Below are 17,266 nucleotides of genomic sequence, written 5' to 3' on the forward strand. Positions count from 1 at the left end.
ATCAGTTCTTGGCTTGCTCTAGGATGGTCTCAAGTTGTTCCTTGTTGAAATCGTAAGCCTCATTGCAGAATTGGCAGACCACTTCAGCCTGGCCTTCTTCCTCAATCAATTGTTCCATTTCAGATTGACCCAGACTGATCAACGTTTTCTCTACCCGCTCACGTGAACACTCACAGTGGAAATGAATATCCATTTCGTCCATGACCTGTACATCAGGCAGTACGCGACGAAGCATTGCTTCCAGTTCAAGCCCCTCAGCCAGCAGAGACGTCACTGGCGGCATTGTACCAATGGCATTTTCAATCACCGTAATCTCATCATCCGTCAAACCTGGAAGCAACTGTACAATGAATCCACCGGCTACAATAACCGAATTATCGGTATCCACCAGTACACCAACGCCTACAGCAGAAGGCGTCTGCTCCGATTTGGCAAAATAGTACGTAAAGTCTTCGCCAAGTTCTCCCGAAATAATCGGCACACTGCCGCGATAAGGCTCTTTCAGCCCCAAATCCTTCGTTACGTTCACGAATCCCTCTGTTCCGACTGCGCCAGCAACGTCCAGTTTGTCCATACTGTTGCTCGGCAGATGTACATGCGGATTGCTTACATAGCCACGAACTTCACCCTTCGCATTAGCATCGGCAACAATCTGTCCAATGGGGCCGTCGCCTTTGACTTGAATTGTCAGCTTCTCTTCTCCCTTAAGCATAGCCCCCATAATGGATGCTGCTGTAACCGTACGCCCCATAGCTGCTGTAGCCGTGGGAAACGTATCATGTCTTCTGCGCAGTTCCTCAACCAGTTCCGTCGTTTGAACAGCAAAGGCCCTAACCCGTCCGTTCATTGCTGTACCGCGAATTAACCGGTCTTGTTTGTTGTTGTTTTCCAAGTCATTCAGCCTCCTTTGGCGTAATCGCCAGTTATAGAAAAAACGGCATAACATATAAGACTGTAACCTCAGCCCGCTGTTTGCCGTCTCTGTTCTTACCTTTCCCGGTTCCGCTCATAAACGATACGCAGCCCTTCAAGCGTAAGCAGCGGATCCACTTCATCGATGCTGCGTGTTTCTTCTGCAATCAGCTTGGCAAGGCCTCCGGTTGCAATGACTCTAGGCTTGGCTCCCATTTCCTCGCGAATACGCTCCACAATACCGTCCACCTGTCCTGCATAACCATAAATAATACCGGCCTGCATCGCATGAATGGTGTTGCGACCAATGACTTTCTTGGGCTTCTCCAATTCAATACGAGGTAGCTTAGACGCTCGTTCATAGAGTGCTTCGGTTGCAATATGGATGCCGGGTACGATAGCCCCGCCCAGATAATTTCCTTTCTCGTCAATACAGTCAAATGTGGTCGCTGTACCGAAATCGACCACAACGAGAGGGCCGCCATACTTCTCAACGGCTGCTACTGCATTAACAATACGATCCGCGCCAACTTCACGAGGATTCTCATACCGTAGGTTCAGGCCGGTTCGGATACCAGGCCCAACGAGTAGCGGTTTTTTGCCTACGTATTTCTCACACATGGCTTCAATCACATTCACCAGTGGTGGAACCACGGATGAGATGATCACACCTTCAATGTCGCGTGTTGAAATCCCCGACATATGAAATAAATTATAAATCAATACGCCGTATTCATCCACTGTCGACTGCCGGGATGTACTCAGGCGAAAATGGTGGAGCAACTCCCGGCCTTGATACACGCCGAGTACGATATTACTGTTGCCCACGTCTACCACAAGAATCAAAGAGGTTCACCCCTCTTTCTTTTCGTTTAAATCCAGGCTGATATCCAGGCTCTCAAAAGAGTAGGTTAACCTGCCAACTGAAATTACATCCACTCCGCTCTCTGCAATACCACGAATGGTATTTAGCGAGACGTTGCCCGATGCCTCAACTTTCACATGCGGAGCCTGCTCACGAATAAGAGCGACGGCCTCACGCATCCGATCTGGGTGCATGTTATCCAGCATAATGATATCTGACCCAGCCTGCAAGGCCTCTCTGACCTGTTCCATGTTTTCGGTCTCTACTTCAATGGTCATTGTATGCGGAATGACGGCTCGTGCACGCTGTACCGCTTCAGTGATCCCGCCTGCGCCCTTGATGTGGTTATCCTTAATCATGACGGCATCATAGAGACCGAACCGATGATTTGCTCCGCCACCAACCCGCACTGCATATTTTTCAAGCAAGCGGTGTCCCGGTGTTGTTTTACGAGTATCGACCAGTCGTGTAGAAAGGCCTTCCAGCGCGTCAACATAAGTACGTGTACGGGTAGCGATACCAGACATGCGCTGAAGCAGGTTAAGAGCCAGACGCTCTCCTGTCAGCAAGCTATGTGTGCTTCCTTCTACCTCAGCCAGAATCGTACCATGTGTAACTGCATCACCGTCTTTTACCATTGGTGTGAACGCAAGACCAGGATCCACTACCTGAAACACGAGTTCTGCTACCGTAATTCCTGCAATGATTCCATTGTCTTTGGCATGTATAACGGCCTTGGACTGACTGCCAGCGGGAATCGTCACACTTGTTGTGACATCCCCTGCACCGACATCCTCACGAAGCCAGTTTTTGATTAATTCGATGAGTCCTTCATTATATCCGTTCAGTATCATGACATCAATTCCTCCACAATCGCTTGTTCTCGCTGCTGCAGACTATGCTTCTGCCATACAGCATCGTCACGCTGCGGGAAATCCTCACGGTAGTGAGCTCCCCGACTTTCCTCGCGGTGTAATGCCCCAGTGGTAACCAACCAGGCACAGGTCAAAAGGTTGGCATATTCCATTTCTTCTTTGTGAGTAAACTTCTGATCAAAAAATTGCAGTTCTTGTTGCAGTTTCTCTATTGCTGCTTGCAGGTTAGCGCCATTCCGGCGCAGCCCCACTTGACGCACCATCATTTTTTGCAGACGCAAGCGTCTTTCGGACACCGGCTTCTGCTCTTCCTTTATGATCTTGCGAATAGTTGTTAATGTAGGAATATTTGTCTGGAGTGAAGCAAGCGGAGGAAGGGATTGAATACGATCCACGATTCTCCGGCCAAATACGATTGCTTCAGACAGAGAGTTGCTCGCCAGGCGATTGGCTCCATGTACTCCAGTAGAAGATACCTCACCGCAGGCAAATAACCGGCCAATGCTGCTCTCCCCACTGAGATCCGTCTTCACTCCGCCCATCATGTAATGTGCAGCAGGAGCAACCGGAATCCAGTCTGTGGTCATATCCAGTCCGTATCGCATACAGGTCTCATAAATAGTAGGAAACCGATGCTTAATCATCTCCGCCGGTTCATGAGTGATATCCAAATATACAAACGTGCTGTTTGTCGATTCCATCTCACTGACAATTGCCCGCGCGACGATATCACGTGGTGCCAGTTCAAGCTGTGCATGATACCGTTCCATGAAGCGCTCGCCTTTCACATTGCGCAAATAGGCTCCTTCGCCACGTACCGCCTCGGACACCAGGAAACGTGGTGCTCCCGGATAACAAAGGGAGGTCGGGTGAAATTGGATAAACTCCATGTCCCGTACAACTGCTCCGGCACGATAGGCCATCGCCACGCCATCTGCTGTAGCCACTTCCGGATTAGTCGTATATCGATACAACTGTCCAGCCCCGCCAGAGCATAGTACGGTTGCCTCTGCCTTCACAAATACTTGCGAACCGTCAGCCTTCTGAACCAGCGCACCTACACATTCTCCCTGCTCTGTAATCAGGTCAATGACAAAATGCTCATCCCACACTTCAATCCCCGGATGTTCATTCGCCTGTGCAGCCAGTGCACGCACAATCTCATATCCCGTTGCATCCCCATTGGCATGCAAAATACGGCGGTGGCTGTGCGCACCTTCCTGCGTCAACGCCAACTCGCCGTTCTCCAGATCAAACAAAGTACCCAGTCGAATCAGTTCCTTCACTCCGTCCGGGCCCTCGTTCACCAATGCTTCAACTGCTTCGGAGCGGCATAATCCCGCTCCTGCAACAAGTGTATCCTGCAAATGGTAGGCAGGTGAATCATCCTCAGCAATAACCGCAGCGATTCCCCCCTGCGCATACCGGGTGTTACTTTCCAGTAACGACTTCTTCGTGATCATCAACACACTGCGTTGTTCACTCGCCTTGATTGCAGTAAACAAACCAGCAATGCCCGAACCAATAACCAGCACATCCGTCTCCACCATCGGCAGCGCGGACAGATCAAAATCCACTAAATATTGCGGTATCATGTTATTTCACCTGTCTTGGAGCAAGAGTAGCGCATGCTACTTCACCAGTAACATGCGCTCTAGTGATTCTCTGGCTTTGTCGGCAACCGCTGGCGGTACGTAAATTTGCGGCTTCATCGTTTCCAGACATTTAACCAGCTTTTTCAAGTTGTTGACCTTCATGTTCGGGCATACGAGGAACTTGGTAGCAAAGTGGAATTGTTTATCCGGGCTATCGAGACGCAGTTGGTATCCTGTACCATCCTCGGTACCTACGATAAATTCTTTAGCGGACGAATTCTTACAATATTCCAAAATGGCGGTTGTGCTACCTACGAAGTCACCCATCTCTACAACCTCAGGACGACATTCCGGGTGAACAACGAACTCGGCATTTGGATGCTTCGCTCTCATCTCAACCACGTCTTTGACCGTCAGCATATCATGGGTATTGCAGTAACCTTCCCAGATAATCATTTTCTTGTCTGTATGTTGTTGCACATAATGTCCCAGATTTTTATCCGGTACCCAGATGATTTCATCGGAATCAACAGATTGAATGACTCTGACAGCATTGGCCGATGTACAACAGATGTCGGTCTCTGCCTTGATCTCAGCTGAGGAATTGATGTACGTTACAACTTTGGCATTCGGGTGCTGTGCTTTCAATTTACGTAAGCCTTCAACGTTCACCATGTCTGCCATTGGGCAGCCTGCACGCTCGTCGGGGATGATAACCGTTTTGTTAGGAGCAAGAATTTTAGCGCTTTCACCCATAAAATGAACCCCGCAGAAAACGATAACATCCGCATCGGTTTGTGCCGCCTTCTGGGCCAGCAAAAACGAATCTCCCCGGAAATCAGCGACCTCCTGTACCTCGTCACGTTGATAATAATGGGCAAGAATAATGGCATTACGTTCCTTCTTCAACTCCATCAGCCGCTCGCGCAGCTCCCGGTTCATCTCAGCCTTGCGCTCTAAAGCCAGAGCTTCCACCTGTGATCCTCTCCTTATCGGGACAGCCTTATACGCTGTTTCATATGGCAAATCCAAGTCGTTATTTTCGCTTGAGAAACGAATCACAAGCGGTTTAACACCTAATGTACACAACGTTCACGACTCTGTCAATAAATGAAAACGCCCCAGAACAAGGGCATAACCGCCCATTTCCTACGTGGTTCGCCCTATAGCTCCCCGTTATCATTATCTATACAATTTAAAGGAATATATAAAAAAGAGAGCCCGAAGGCTCTCTTTGTTCATCTGCCACTATAAACAGAGGGTTGTTATAAATTAAGACGTTGGCTTCGTTCCACCATCATCCGGGTCATTGCTGTTTCCTTTGTCCAGATTCGGAGCTTCGTTAGGAATATCTCCGGCTGGTGGCTCAGGCGTTTCATCTTTGCCTTGGATACGGACGCGTACATCACCGATGTTGTCGATGATCGCCTCTCCGCTTTCGCTAGGCGTGCCTTCTCCATCGTTGCTGTTCTCACTTTTTGGAGTCAGGGAACCTGTCTCGATCAATTCCTTGATCTGATCCATTTCCAATGTCTCCACTTCGAGCAATGTTTGTGCGATCAGATGCATCTCTTTCGAATGTTTTACGAGCAAGTCCTTACATTTCTCGTAACAATCGTTAATGAAACGTTGCATTTCCTGATCAATCTCATATGCGATGGAATCCGAGTAATTCTGTTCATGACCAATATCACGGCCCAGGAATACCTGTCCCTGTGAACTTCCGAATTGCATAGGACCCAATTTCTCACTCATACCGTACTCCATAACCATACTTCGAACAATACCTGTCGCTTGCTGGAAGTCACTGTATGCGCCAGTACCAATTTCACCAATGAACAATTCTTCTGCAACACGGCCCCCAAGGAGTCCCGTTATTTTGTCCAACAGCTCCTGCTTGGTTACAAGCATACGATCTTCTTTTGGCAACATGATTACATATCCACCCGCGCGTCCACGCGGAATAATGGTAACTTTATGTACCATATCGGCATGTTCCAGGAAGTAACCTACAATGGTGTGACCTGCTTCGTGGTAAGCAATGATACGTTTCTCACGATCACTGATGACACGGCTTTTCTTCTCCGTACCTACGATAACACGGTCAATCGCCTCGTCTACCTCACGCATGGAAATATCTCTGCGATTACGACGTGCCGCAAGCAATGCCGCTTCATTCAAGAGATTTTCCAAATCTGCACCGGAGAATCCGGTAGTACGCTTCGCAATAATGTCCAGCTTCACATCTTTGGTGAGTGGTTTGTTGCGTGAGTGTACTTTCAGAACCGCTTCACGACCTCTCACGTCAGGGCGATCAACCGTGATTTGACGGTCAAAACGTCCTGGACGCAGCAAGGCAGGGTCCAGAATATCAGCACGGTTCGTTGCAGCAACGATGATAATACCTTCATTGGCTCCGAATCCATCCATTTCAACGAGCAACTGGTTGAGTGTTTGTTCACGTTCGTCGTGACCACCACCAAGACCAGCACCACGCTGACGTCCTACAGCATCAATCTCATCGATAAAGATGATACATGGGGCGTTTTTCTTCGCATTTTCAAACAAGTCACGTACACGAGATGCACCGACACCGACAAACATTTCAACGAAGTCAGAACCGGAAATACTGAAGAATGGTACACCCGCTTCACCGGCAACAGCACGAGCAAGCAAGGTTTTACCTGTACCCGGAGGACCTACAAGCAATACGCCTTTAGGAATCCGTGCACCTACTGCTGCGAATTTACGAGGGTCCTTGAGGAAGTCCACGACTTCAACAAGCTCCTGTTTCTCTTCGTCAGCACCCGCAACATCTTCAAACGTAACCCGTTTCTTCTCTTCGTTATAGAGACGAGCACGGCTTTTACCAAAGTTCATTACTTTACCGCCGCCGCCTTGAGCCTGATTAAACAGGAAGAAGAACAGCAGGAACATAATGATCAAAGGAATAAAGGAAGTCAGCAACGTCAACCAGATGCTGTCACCTTTCATAGGTTCCTGATGATATTGGAATTTGTTCGTTTCGCTTGCAGTTACAAGCTCACTAATTGCCTCATCCGTAGGAGGAATATACGTTGAGAAATTTTCTGATTTGGCTCCGTCAGGCGTCTCCCTGTATTGACCGGTCACGAGGTACGTCTGACCGTTGAATTGAACCGTCAATTCAGAGACGTTATTGGCCTTGATCGCCGCGCGCAACTGATCATATCTAGGATTATCGGTGGCTTCGCCGCCATTGCTGACGAACTGGACTATCCCCACCACAACTAAAAAAAGAATCAAATAAAAACCAGAATTCCGGATGAACCGATTCATCCCCTACCTCCTCTCGAGACACTTTAATTATTTTAACATAGCCCGACATGGCTTCTCAACAGAAGCCACCAACAGATATGGGCTTGGAACTAGCTTAAGCTTTAGTTGCTGTAAACTTCCGGTTTCAGAATCCCGATGTAAGGGAGGTTCCGGTACTTCTCGGCATAATCCAAACCATAGCCAACGATGAATGCGTCCGGAATGTCAAAGCCGGTGTAATGAGCTTCAAGTTCGACTTTGCGACCTGAAGGCTTGTCAAATAGCGTAACCACACGGACGGATTCAGCACCGCGGTTCTGCAAGAGCTCGATGAGATAACTGAGCGTGAGTCCACTATCAATAATGTCCTCTACAATCAGAACCTCGCGTCCCTCGACGGATTCATCCAGATCCTTAATGATTTTAACAACGCCTGATGATTTGGTGGAAGCGCCATAACTCGATACTGCCATGAAATCCATCTCAACAGGTACCGTAATGTTCTTAACCAAATCAGCCATAAATATAAACGCACCCTTGAGCACACAAATGACCAAAGGATTGCGATTTGCATATTCGGCACTTATTGTTGCGCCTAATTCCTTGATTTTACTCTGAATTTCTTCTTCACTGATCAATACTTCCTGAATGTCGTTCTGCAACTGTGCGAACCTCCTAAGTTATACATATGAAAGCCTTACCTGAACCATAACCACTACCCCTGAATCGCTGAATCGCCTACAGTCATGTACAGGATTGCGGAAGTATCCTCCCTGACAGGAGCTACACTAGACCGGCGAACACCCGGTAACCAGATGACATTGCCTGCTCCATCACATACCACGGGAACCCGTGAACGGACAGATGGGGGAATTTTCTCATCGATGAAAATATTTTTCACCTTTTTGCTTCCGTTTAATCCCATCACTTTCATGGTATCTCCAGGTAACCTTGAACGCACAACCAGCGGCATAAGCAGTTGATCCGCATCAAATGCGGCATGATCCGCCGATTCCGGTACATGATAGTCCTCGGGACTCATCGGAACGATCCGAACATGCCGGTCGATTTCCGCGAGAGAAAGCTCATAAGTTCCGCTCCATTGAGCAAGACGATATTCGTAAGATTGATCCTGTACGTCAGTCCGTATGCCGAAAGAGATCAGATCATACTCCCGGGTGCAGGCGAGTGTCTGTCCTATATCCAGGCTCCAGGTCGTCGCATCAGGCTGAATTACCTTACGGCGAATGGTCTCAATACGGGTAAAGTCGACAAAATCACTGTCCAAAGGCAGATAATTCAATATTAGTTTAATCAACCTTCGTTGTAAAGCGACATGTAACTTCAAAAAGGAAGGCACCTCAAAGGTTTGCCTTCCGCCGTTCGCCTGCACTAGACACCTGTATGCGTCATATGCACCTTGTTCAATGAAATCGTCTTCATCACCCACAATTTCGGCAAGTCGATTCAAAGACGGCGTCAACTGTCCATTATATTGCCCCAAAAAAGGAAGCACATCCAAGCGAATGGCATTACGCCGATATTTACGCAGGGAATTGCTTTCATCATTAAAATACAGAAAACCCTGGGTATTACAAGCTTCTACAAGGTCTGTCTTGTTTATACGAAGGCATGGACGAATAAGTTCCACATTTTTTTCTCGCCGTTTAAACTTCATTCCAGCGAGTCCGGAAAGACCACTTCCTCGCAGCAAATGGAGCATAACCGTCTCTGCCTGATCGTCGGCATGATGGGCCAGTGCAATGCTCGCCGCATCGTATTTGACAGCCACTTCATGCAAAAACTCATATCGCTTGTTGCGCGCAGCTTCCTGAGAGCCTTGACCGGTAAGCTTCATATAAGAAGGTACATCGGCCTTAACCCATTCAAATGCAATGCCAAGTCGGTGCGCAAGTTCCTTCATCATCTCGGCTTCATGATCGGATTCAATCCGAAAACCATGATGTACATGGGCGCAGATCAATTCCAGCGGGACATGCCTGGTACTGATCTCATGCATGATATGCAAAAAAGCTACCGAGTCCGGTCCGCCCGATACTGCGACGACAATCCGATCCCCGGGAACCCATAACTGATGCTCTTCCGCTGCATCCAGCACGTTATTCACCAGCTTGTTCCAGCGTAAAGCTTCCATACCTGTTCCTCATTCCTTACGTTATGTATATGCACTCTCACAGGTCAGAATCGCAGTGCATAGATGAGTACCCCAATAAGTAATATAACGGATACGGCAAATGCATTTTTGAGCCAACGCGGAGTTGTACTTTTGGAACGGCGACGAAGAGGAGAAGGGCGTGCCATCATCTCTTTCCAGACCTTAGCCGCGTGTCCGGCATCCTGAAATTGACCTCGTAATGCCTGAATAGTCCAGTTTCGAAAAGGGCGGAGACGTTCGCTGCGCTCCACGAGAGCTGTGAGCTGGTTTACACTTCGCAGTTGAGGTAATCCCTCTGCAGCTAGCGCTTTGAGTGCATCAGCTTCAAGTACATGAATCAATAATAGCGCAAAAGCAAACACATCATAGGTACCGTCTGCTGTTCGACTGCCTGCATTCCAGAATCCGCGATCATACCATTCAGTGAACTGCTTGACGCTCCGGCCGATAGAAGTCACTCCGCCATAGTCGATAAGTTCTACCTGCCCATAATCCGATACCAGTACATTTTGAGGTTTGAGATCGCCAAACACCCATCCAGCCTGATGCAATTGAGCCAGCTTTTGCAATAGTCTGAGTCCAACCAGAAGTGTCCAGTCCGTTCCCTGACGCCGAATGAAGTGGTGCAGAGACTCCCCACGAACGTAACGCATCACATAAAAGGGAATATCACGACCACGAATAGCGTAGTCATCCACATCTTTCAGATAAGAAGGAATGCCACTCTGCCGAAGGGCCTCATGATTACGCTGTAATTGAAAAGATTTGAGCACATTAATTTCCGATTGCAGATCTACTGGGTCAAATCCCATTTTAAGCGCATAATGTTTGCCATTCTCACCCCGCTGGACAAGAAAAACGATGCCGTTGGCTCCTTTGCCCAGCAGCTTCCGAATCGTATAACGGCTGCGATTCCATTTCCCTGTGATGACTGTTCCTGGCGGGAAAGAGGCGTCAGACAACGTTGTCACCGAGCATCCCTTCTCTTTCAATGCGATAGTTCCCTTCTATTTCCTGCTGTCCCTCCAGTGTACCATAACGGTAAAAATCAATCACCCTTTGAATCGCAGGACCTGTCGGCGTCGCTCCCTTCATTTGCAAACGTCCAAATAGTGAACGAACACGGCTCGGGTCAACTGTCCAGTCGATGTCCATGACAGCTTCTTCTCCGCTATGTCGCCCAGGAAAATGAAAGACGGAAAGATGGCTCTGACCCATACGTGCCTGCAAGCTAAGCATTAAATCGCGAATCCCTTCCTCCACCGCAGCAAGCTTCGGCTTCATACTGGCACTTACGTCAATGAGAAGCACGACCTGAAGTGGTGTTGTCTCGGCCATATCATCCATCACTTCAACGACCTGCGCACGTTTTGCCGGTTCAAGGTCTGTTACCGTTTTCGGCTCGTGCTCTCCCAGAATTTGTGTTAACTCTCTATTAACCGCCTGTTGAATGGTCTGAACCACCGTTTTTCTTGTCATCATCTGCATCGTATGGGCAAGCTGTCTTGTGCCTACGATCTGACTGATTCCACCTCCGGCTTTGGCAATATCCTCGATCTCCCGACTACCTAACTCACCAATGGTTCCATAATCAATAACGCCGACCACGTTGACCGTAATTCCTTCTTCTCGCGCTTCCGCCGCAGCCAGCACTGGACTTGGGCCTACATTGGAACAACCGTCGGTGATCAACAAGATTTGTTTCATCCGATATCCCTCCGTTTTGGGTTACTCTCCAACTCTATGACTAGCATTGCCAGAATGAAGAGACTTCAAACAGAGGAATATGCAATTAACTGACAGTGCGCGGACGTTCCATCCGGCTTATTCCGGGTACTCTCAATGTGGCCCACTCCGGGCGATAATGTTCTATTTTGCCTACAATTACAGTCATATCATCATAGATCTCATGTTGCTGATAACGTATAACACTTTCAAGCAGACAGTCTGCTACCTCCTGAGGATCATCACTATCAATTTCCTGAATGAGCCGCTTCATCCATAGTTCTTTATTGACGGCATACCCCGGTGCATCATAGATACCATCTGTCATCATAATTAAAACATCCCCTGGCTGAAGCTGTACGGTTACCAGATCCACCTCAATATCTTTAATAATACCAATCGGCAGATTGCTTGCCGAAACCTGAATAACCTCCTGCCCTCGTTTAATAAAACTTGGAGTCGATCCGATTTTCATAAACGTGGTCTCTGCCGTATATTCATCGATCAGAGCCATATCCACTGTTGCATACATTTCTTCAGGAGAACGTAGCATCAGAACGGAATTCACCGATTTGATCGCCAGCTTCTCATCCATGCCCGACTGTAACAACTGCTCCAGTATATTTAGAGCAGCACTGCTCTCCATGCGTGCCCGTTCGCCATTGCCCATGCCATCGCTAAGCGCAACTGCAAAGGTCCCGTTACCCAGTTCAACCGTGCTGAAACTGTCCCCGGACATCACATCTCCCCCTTTGGCGGCAGCAGCAACACCGGTTGTTATCTCAAACGTTTTGGCAGAGCCAAATGTGACTGTCGCCAGCCCTTGGCGAGGATCGAGCATGGTCTCATTCAAGACAGCAATATGCTCGTCCAGTACATCCGAGATCAGCGGAGCGATCATTTTCCGGCACTCGTCAAATCCGCGTGTATAGGCATGAACAATCTCTATTTCCACATTCCCCGCTTCCAGATTAATGATCTCAATAGAATGTATGGACAGACCTAACGACTCAAGCGCATCCCGAATCTGCTCCTCCTGTTGTACCATCTCCTCACTTTCCCGTTGAATTTCTTTCGCCAGGTCCTCCATCACCTGGGATACCCCTGATAATTGCTCTGCAACCAGCTGTCGACTATCTATAATCTGACGTTTCCATTGCATGTTATGTTGATGCAGACCATACTGGGCACGCATCACTTCAAGTACCTCCTCCGGTTTCGCACATACCCTGTTCCATTCCACCGGAATCTGCTTGCCTGACATCTCCGGGTTGGCTTCAATGGAACTCATCACGTCCGTCATGTATTTATAGGTTTGAATAAACTTCGCATCCCAACATTGATCCTTCTTAAAGCAACCCGAACATGTGCCTTCGGCTACGGCATTCATGAAGTGTTCCATCCCGCCTTCGTTCTGTACCGGCTCCCCCGCGCCGGACATCTGATCGAAGCTGCGTGACAACTGACGGAATACCTGAGAGAAGCGGGTAACCCGTTCTGCGGTGACATCCCGAATTCTCTTGGCATATTCATGTTGCGATTTCGTGTGATCCTGAGTGCCAGGAACATATTTGGAGATGGCCGTCAGCATACTTTTTGGCGTTAACATAAACAGAACAATGGCTGCGCATGTCTCCCATAAGGAGTTCATGACATCTCCCGGTCCACCCAGGTATATGGATAGAATAGAGGAACCGAGCAGCATGCCCAGAGCAACCGCCGCACGTTTTCCTTCCCGGAGCATACCCGCCAGCATGCCAGCAAAAGCAAGCAGACTCATCTGATATACCGCCGACATATCGGCCAAACTCAGAATGAGACCAGTAATGACCCCAACCGATGCTCCGAGGGGGGCTCCGCCCACCAGCGCGAATATTAGAATGAGATAACGAGAGAGCATATGCTCTACAGACAGGGACTGGATCGTCCAGCCCACCGCCCCCGTCATTACGGAAGCCAGCAAGATGATCAGACAGAGGATCTCCTCGTTCTTTAGGTTGAATTTTTTTTTGCGATACGTGAAGATCGGTATGGCCTGTATGAAAACTAAGGTAAGCACAAAGCTGAGTACGGAATCCATCGTGAGCATTAGCATGGCGTACCAGCTGAAAGACGGCCCAATAACGACGGCGAATAACTTGACCATAAAAGTAGTCGTAAACACCATCGTTGGCGCATAAGATAATTCAGCGCGGTCATAAGACTCCAGTCCTCTGAACAACAGATAGAAGATAGCGAGCTCCGAAGCAACAATCAGAGGTACCGGAAACGGGGCGAAGAGACTTCCTGCCAGCAACGCAGCTCCTACCGGAATAATGTAATCCCTGCGCATGAAGGCGATAACCGCAAAGTAAGCAATCGCAAAGGGTGATAATTCATTCAGAATCATGGCCTTACCTAGCAAAAATCCCATAAAGGTAAGAAGCAGCACCCATTTACGTGCAGCAACGATCTGGACGGCCTTGCGGGAGCTAATCCACTGTTTGAGACGTACCGACAGCTCCTCCCGAGCTTCTGTACCTCCTTTACCAGCTTTCATTCCCGGAAATTGAATGACATTCCACTTTTCCATCATCCTCAAGGCACCCCATTCGATTAATTTAATTTTCGTGTTTCGTTCTCGATGGTTCTGATTATAGATAGAATAGAAGACGTAGTTTGTCACAATTGGTGGGTAGGGTCCAAAAACTTTACGACAAAAGAAACAGACGCGGCGCGGTGGTGCGAAACCCCCGGCCTTATTGTGGTTTCATACATTTGCCACAACCCTTGCCGACAAGGCACTTGTCTGATTTTGAACCGGACGCGCTTCGTCATCGCCACGATTTGAGCAGGATACCTGTGGAATGCCACGGAAATCTGTCGGTAAAAAATGGTAGACGACAAATGTTCTTATGTACTTTTTTTCTTGCGCAGAAAAACTGGGGATATGGAGCTTCACTTTACAAAAACGGCTATGAATCCGGTTAATTGTCTATATCTGAACGGTTAAACTCCAAAATTAAAAACAAACGCAAAAAAACCGTCAGCCCCAAGGCTAACGGTTTTTTTTATATTTTAAATCAGGTTGAACCAGATTACACGCGTTTGGCTCCACGGCCACCACGTTTGCCTTCTGTGTTCTTCTTCAGCGAAGAGATTCGTTCTTCGCTATCTTTCAGGAAGCGTGACATTTTATCCTCAAATGAAGGTTTGCCTGCTGCGGGCTTGAAAGAACGGCCTCCGCGGTCACGGTTAAAACCACCACCACCACCGCCTCCACGGCCTTGGCCACCACTTGGGCCTCCACCGCTGAATCGTTCGCGATCTCCTCCACTGCGTTCCGGTCTAGGAGCTCTTGGGGGTCTGGACTGTGTTTGTTGCTCAACCGGTTTGTCAACAGCTTGCTTAATGGAAAGCCCAATCTTGCCATCCTTGTCAACGTTGATGACCTTAACGGTAACAAGGTCATTAAGCTTCAGGTGGTCGTTGACATCTTTGACATAATTGTCGGCGATTTCCGAGATGTGAACGAGACCCGTGACACCTCCTGACAGATCCACAAATGCTCCAAAATGCGTGATGCCTGTCACCTTGCCCTCTAACTTGGTGCCCACTTCAATTGCCATAGAATAAAATGATCCTCCCTTAAAAATATACAACCCGATTTTTTTGAATGCCAAAATCAATGCTGTGCTAATTTAATTATACCTTATGCCGCAAACCAAGGTCAACTGAGCACTACCCCTTAAGGTAGCCTATTTTTTCCGGTATAACGGCTTCAGACATATAGATAACAATCCTTGCTCGATAATGAGCCAAATTACATCAGTTCCCTGACTCTTCAACCTGAATTGGTGTTTCCTCAGGCAGATAGTATCCTTTTTTCCGAGCCAGCTGTCCTATGTATTCGGGATCCTTCAACCGACTGACTTCGTACTTCAATTGATCCAGCTTCTTCAACGTCTCTTCCTTTGAAGATTGCTGGGCAGCCAGATGAGAACTCTTGTCCGAAATTTGCGCAGTCTGCACAAGGAACGTATATCCTGCCCAAATGATAAACACAACCATAAAGGTCATCCATAGCATGAGACGCCTTTTGGCACCTGCAGATTTCCCTTGACCTGCTGGAGCTTTTGATTTGTTCATAGGTGTTTTACCCATTATCGGACCTCCTTAAAACCAGCGTTTCCACATCGCTGCGATACTTGAACCCGCACGGATCAGGAAGCGTGGCGTAACCCAATGTTTCAGGATTGGCCTAAACATCCAGCGGAACAACTTGCCGAAAGGTACCAAACATTGCAGCACCAGCTTACCCAGGAATAACAGTATGGCGAGTACGAAACCAAATAATACGCGCACTAGCTTATATAGTCCTTTAGCGGGCATAACGATCAGGATGTTAAGGATATGTCCACACCAATGAATCAGCGTTCTTGCGAGTTTAATTAACATTACCACAAAACGCTGGGTTGTAACACTTAAAAGCCAAAAATAGAAGCAAACCCCTATAATCAGCCCCAAAAAGACATAAAACCGCAGCTGTCCGTGGTTCCCGGCATACAGCATCCGGAAGACGAACAGCGCGGAAGCGACCCAATACAACAGATCTAGCGTGTGGACGCTCCATCTCGGGAACCGCAGCTGACTGGACAGTACCCGGTAACTGTCGTAGGCCATCCCCATCACAGCTCCCGACATCAGCATCCACATCAATGTGATCCATTGAGTATCCGGACTCATCGGAACATCTTGCCGAACAGGCCTTTACCATTTTTGGACTGAGAACCGGGGTCCAGATATTGAAGAGAACTGACAGTGCCCTCGATGGATAACAAACCGTCCTCCAGGCTCAGGTTTTTGATATGTAAATTGTGCCCCCGGATGGTCAGATGCCCAAGTTCAGTTTGCAGCAAAAATTCCTCACTGTCGAAGCTCTCCACATTGGAGACACCCGTCAGATCCAGCAGTTTCCGATTCTGCATGCTCAGATGATGCTGTTTCGTCTTACTTTGCTCAACCATGGCATGTACCCCTCCTTCTTAACCCTAGCTTATGGACCAGAAGTGCAGAATAGAACCAAGGTTGGATGAAAGCAAATGTCCGGATAACGGTTGAACACAAAAACGCCCTTCCCTATACGGGAAAGGCGTTTCTTTTCATTTTGCAATGAATGTGTATAAAAGTATATCAGGCATCCCTGTTACCAGTTCAGACCGTTATCCTTGGCGATCGGCTCTTCCTTAACCAAGGTGTAGAGGCTACTCGCCTCATCCTTCTTGGTACTCTCGGCAAGACGTTCCACCTTCACGGTGACCAGCTTTTGACCGAACTGAACCGTAAGCTCATCGCCCACTTTGACAGCGGCGCTTGGCTTCGCTTCACGTCCGTTCACCAGCACACGTCCCTGTTCGGAAACGTCCTTGGCTACGGTGCGGCGTTTGATCAGCCGGGAGACCTTCAGGAATTTATCAAGACGCATTATTTTACGGCTTCTTTAAGTTTGTTGCCTGCTTTGAACGCAGGAACAGTGGACTCAGGAATCACGATTTCATTCCCTGTTTGCGGGTTACGTCCGGTACGACCGGAACGTTTGCGGGTCTCAAAAGTGCCAAAGCCGATCAGTTGTACTTTGTCTCCGCTGGCAAGTGCATCTGTAATTTCTCCCAAAAAGCCGTTCAATACGGACTCAACGTCTTTTTTAGTCAAACCGCTTTTGGTGGAAATGTTGTTAATCAGATCTGTTTTGTTCATTTTTAAAAGCCTCCCAAATTGAAAAAAAAGTATCTGCGAATCCGTGACAACAGATCTGCTGCTGCTGGCTCCGCGCAAGGTTACT

The 17,266-nt window shown here is 48.2% G+C and carries 17 protein-coding genes; all 17 read right to left on the reverse strand.

Annotated elements, in window-relative coordinates; translation table 11 throughout:
- Position 1: 1 nt before the first annotated feature.
- The 17 genes from hslO to gpAD87_RS24160 all read right to left on the reverse strand — a co-directional run bounded on the left by hslO (position 2) and on the right by gpAD87_RS24160 (position 17,181).
- Complete coding sequence (hslO, locus tag gpAD87_RS24080; protein ID WP_269453527.1) at positions 2-892, reverse strand: Hsp33 family molecular chaperone HslO; 891 nt, start codon at positions 890-892, stop codon at positions 2-4.
- Positions 893-987: 95 nt separating this feature from the next.
- Positions 988-1,758 (reverse strand): type III pantothenate kinase, encoded by a 771-nt coding sequence (locus gpAD87_RS24085; RefSeq protein WP_024633734.1) that lies wholly within the window; start codon positions 1,756-1,758, stop codon positions 988-990.
- Between the two features lie 6 nt (positions 1,759-1,764).
- Positions 1,765-2,631 (reverse strand): carboxylating nicotinate-nucleotide diphosphorylase, encoded by an 867-nt coding sequence (nadC, locus tag gpAD87_RS24090; RefSeq protein WP_064641394.1) that lies wholly within the window; start codon positions 2,629-2,631, stop codon positions 1,765-1,767.
- The gene (gene nadB, locus gpAD87_RS24095; RefSeq protein WP_064641396.1) at positions 2,628-4,247 is read right to left on the reverse strand and encodes an L-aspartate oxidase; all 1,620 of its coding nucleotides are present in this window, start codon (positions 4,245-4,247) and stop codon (positions 2,628-2,630) included. The genes nadC and nadB overlap by 4 nt, the downstream gene beginning before the upstream one ends.
- Positions 4,248-4,283: 36 nt before the next feature.
- Positions 4,284-5,222 carry a quinolinate synthase NadA gene (gene nadA, locus gpAD87_RS24100; protein WP_024633731.1) on the reverse strand — a complete coding sequence of 313 codons (939 nt, stop codon included), beginning with the start codon at positions 5,220-5,222 and terminating at the stop codon, positions 4,284-4,286.
- Between the two features lie 297 nt (positions 5,223-5,519).
- Complete coding sequence (gene ftsH, locus gpAD87_RS24105; protein ID WP_064641398.1) at positions 5,520-7,565, reverse strand: ATP-dependent zinc metalloprotease FtsH; 2,046 nt, start codon at positions 7,563-7,565, stop codon at positions 5,520-5,522.
- Between the two features lie 101 nt (positions 7,566-7,666).
- On the reverse strand, positions 7,667-8,206 hold the full coding sequence (gene hpt, locus gpAD87_RS24110) for a hypoxanthine phosphoribosyltransferase (RefSeq protein WP_024633729.1): 540 nt from the start codon (positions 8,204-8,206) through the stop codon (positions 7,667-7,669).
- A 53-nt stretch (positions 8,207-8,259) separates the two neighbouring features.
- Positions 8,260-9,699, reverse strand: a complete 1,440-nt coding sequence (gene tilS / locus gpAD87_RS24115; protein ID WP_064641400.1) for a tRNA lysidine(34) synthetase TilS — start codon at positions 9,697-9,699, stop codon at positions 8,260-8,262.
- Positions 9,700-9,743: 44 nt separating this feature from the next.
- Positions 9,744-10,691, reverse strand: coding sequence for a serine/threonine protein kinase (locus gpAD87_RS24120; protein WP_024633727.1), 948 nt, complete (start codon positions 10,689-10,691; stop codon positions 9,744-9,746).
- On the reverse strand, positions 10,675-11,427 hold the full coding sequence (locus tag gpAD87_RS24125) for a VWA domain-containing protein (protein ID WP_064641402.1): 753 nt from the start codon (positions 11,425-11,427) through the stop codon (positions 10,675-10,677). Before gpAD87_RS24125 ends, gpAD87_RS24120 begins: the two co-directional genes overlap by 17 nt.
- Before the next feature lie 85 nt (positions 11,428-11,512).
- The gene (gene spoIIE / locus gpAD87_RS24130) at positions 11,513-14,020 is read right to left on the reverse strand and encodes a stage II sporulation protein E (protein ID WP_197521511.1); all 2,508 of its coding nucleotides are present in this window, start codon (positions 14,018-14,020) and stop codon (positions 11,513-11,515) included.
- Positions 14,021-14,522: 502 nt separating this feature from the next.
- Complete coding sequence (locus gpAD87_RS24135; protein WP_053778917.1) at positions 14,523-15,053, reverse strand: S1 domain-containing RNA-binding protein; 531 nt, start codon at positions 15,051-15,053, stop codon at positions 14,523-14,525.
- A 199-nt stretch (positions 15,054-15,252) separates the two neighbouring features.
- Positions 15,253-15,588 (reverse strand): FtsB family cell division protein, encoded by a 336-nt coding sequence (locus gpAD87_RS24140; RefSeq protein WP_063567554.1) that lies wholly within the window; start codon positions 15,586-15,588, stop codon positions 15,253-15,255.
- A 12-nt stretch (positions 15,589-15,600) separates the two neighbouring features.
- Positions 15,601-16,170, reverse strand: coding sequence for a spore cortex biosynthesis protein YabQ (gene yabQ / locus gpAD87_RS24145; protein ID WP_064641404.1), 570 nt, complete (start codon positions 16,168-16,170; stop codon positions 15,601-15,603).
- On the reverse strand, positions 16,167-16,451 hold the full coding sequence (yabP, locus tag gpAD87_RS24150; protein ID WP_053778920.1) for a sporulation protein YabP: 285 nt from the start codon (positions 16,449-16,451) through the stop codon (positions 16,167-16,169). Before yabP ends, yabQ begins: the two co-directional genes overlap by 4 nt.
- A 179-nt stretch (positions 16,452-16,630) precedes the next feature.
- Positions 16,631-16,909, reverse strand: coding sequence for an RNA-binding S4 domain-containing protein (locus tag gpAD87_RS24155; RefSeq protein WP_024633720.1), 279 nt, complete (start codon positions 16,907-16,909; stop codon positions 16,631-16,633).
- The gene (locus gpAD87_RS24160; RefSeq protein ID WP_017691362.1) at positions 16,909-17,181 is read right to left on the reverse strand and encodes an HU family DNA-binding protein; all 273 of its coding nucleotides are present in this window, start codon (positions 17,179-17,181) and stop codon (positions 16,909-16,911) included. The genes gpAD87_RS24155 and gpAD87_RS24160 overlap by 1 nt, the downstream gene beginning before the upstream one ends.
- Between the last annotated feature and the right edge of the window lie 85 nt (positions 17,182-17,266).

Origin of the sequence: Paenibacillus sp. AD87 (genome assembly GCF_001659845.1) — a bacterium.
Taxonomy (GTDB): Bacteria; Bacillota; Bacilli; order Paenibacillales; family Paenibacillaceae; genus Paenibacillus; species Paenibacillus marchantiae.

Coding starts and splice junctions, on each gene's coding strand:
- nadC (WP_064641394.1), bottom strand. CDS start 2,631: ATGATACTGAACGGATATAATGAAGGACTCATCGAATTAATCAAAAAC.
- nadB (WP_064641396.1), bottom strand. CDS start 4,247: ATGATACCGCAATATTTAGTGGATTTTGATCTGTCCGCGCTGCCGATG.
- ftsH (WP_064641398.1), bottom strand. CDS start 7,565: ATGAATCGGTTCATCCGGAATTCTGGTTTTTATTTGATTCTTTTTTTA.
- tilS (WP_064641400.1), bottom strand. CDS start 9,699: ATGGAAGCTTTACGCTGGAACAAGCTGGTGAATAACGTGCTGGATGCA.
- gpAD87_RS24125 (WP_064641402.1), bottom strand. CDS start 11,427: ATGAAACAAATCTTGTTGATCACCGACGGTTGTTCCAATGTAGGCCCA.
- spoIIE (WP_197521511.1), bottom strand. CDS start 14,020: ATGATGGAAAAGTGGAATGTCATTCAATTTCCGGGAATGAAAGCTGGT.
- gpAD87_RS24135 (WP_053778917.1), bottom strand. CDS start 15,053: ATGGCAATTGAAGTGGGCACCAAGTTAGAGGGCAAGGTGACAGGCATC.
- gpAD87_RS24140 (WP_063567554.1), bottom strand. CDS start 15,588: ATGGGTAAAACACCTATGAACAAATCAAAAGCTCCAGCAGGTCAAGGG.
- yabQ (WP_064641404.1), bottom strand. CDS start 16,170: ATGAGTCCGGATACTCAATGGATCACATTGATGTGGATGCTGATGTCG.
- yabP (WP_053778920.1), bottom strand. CDS start 16,451: ATGGTTGAGCAAAGTAAGACGAAACAGCATCATCTGAGCATGCAGAAT.
- gpAD87_RS24155 (WP_024633720.1), bottom strand. CDS start 16,909: ATGCGTCTTGATAAATTCCTGAAGGTCTCCCGGCTGATCAAACGCCGC.
- gpAD87_RS24160 (WP_017691362.1), bottom strand. CDS start 17,181: ATGAACAAAACAGATCTGATTAACAACATTTCCACCAAAAGCGGTTTG.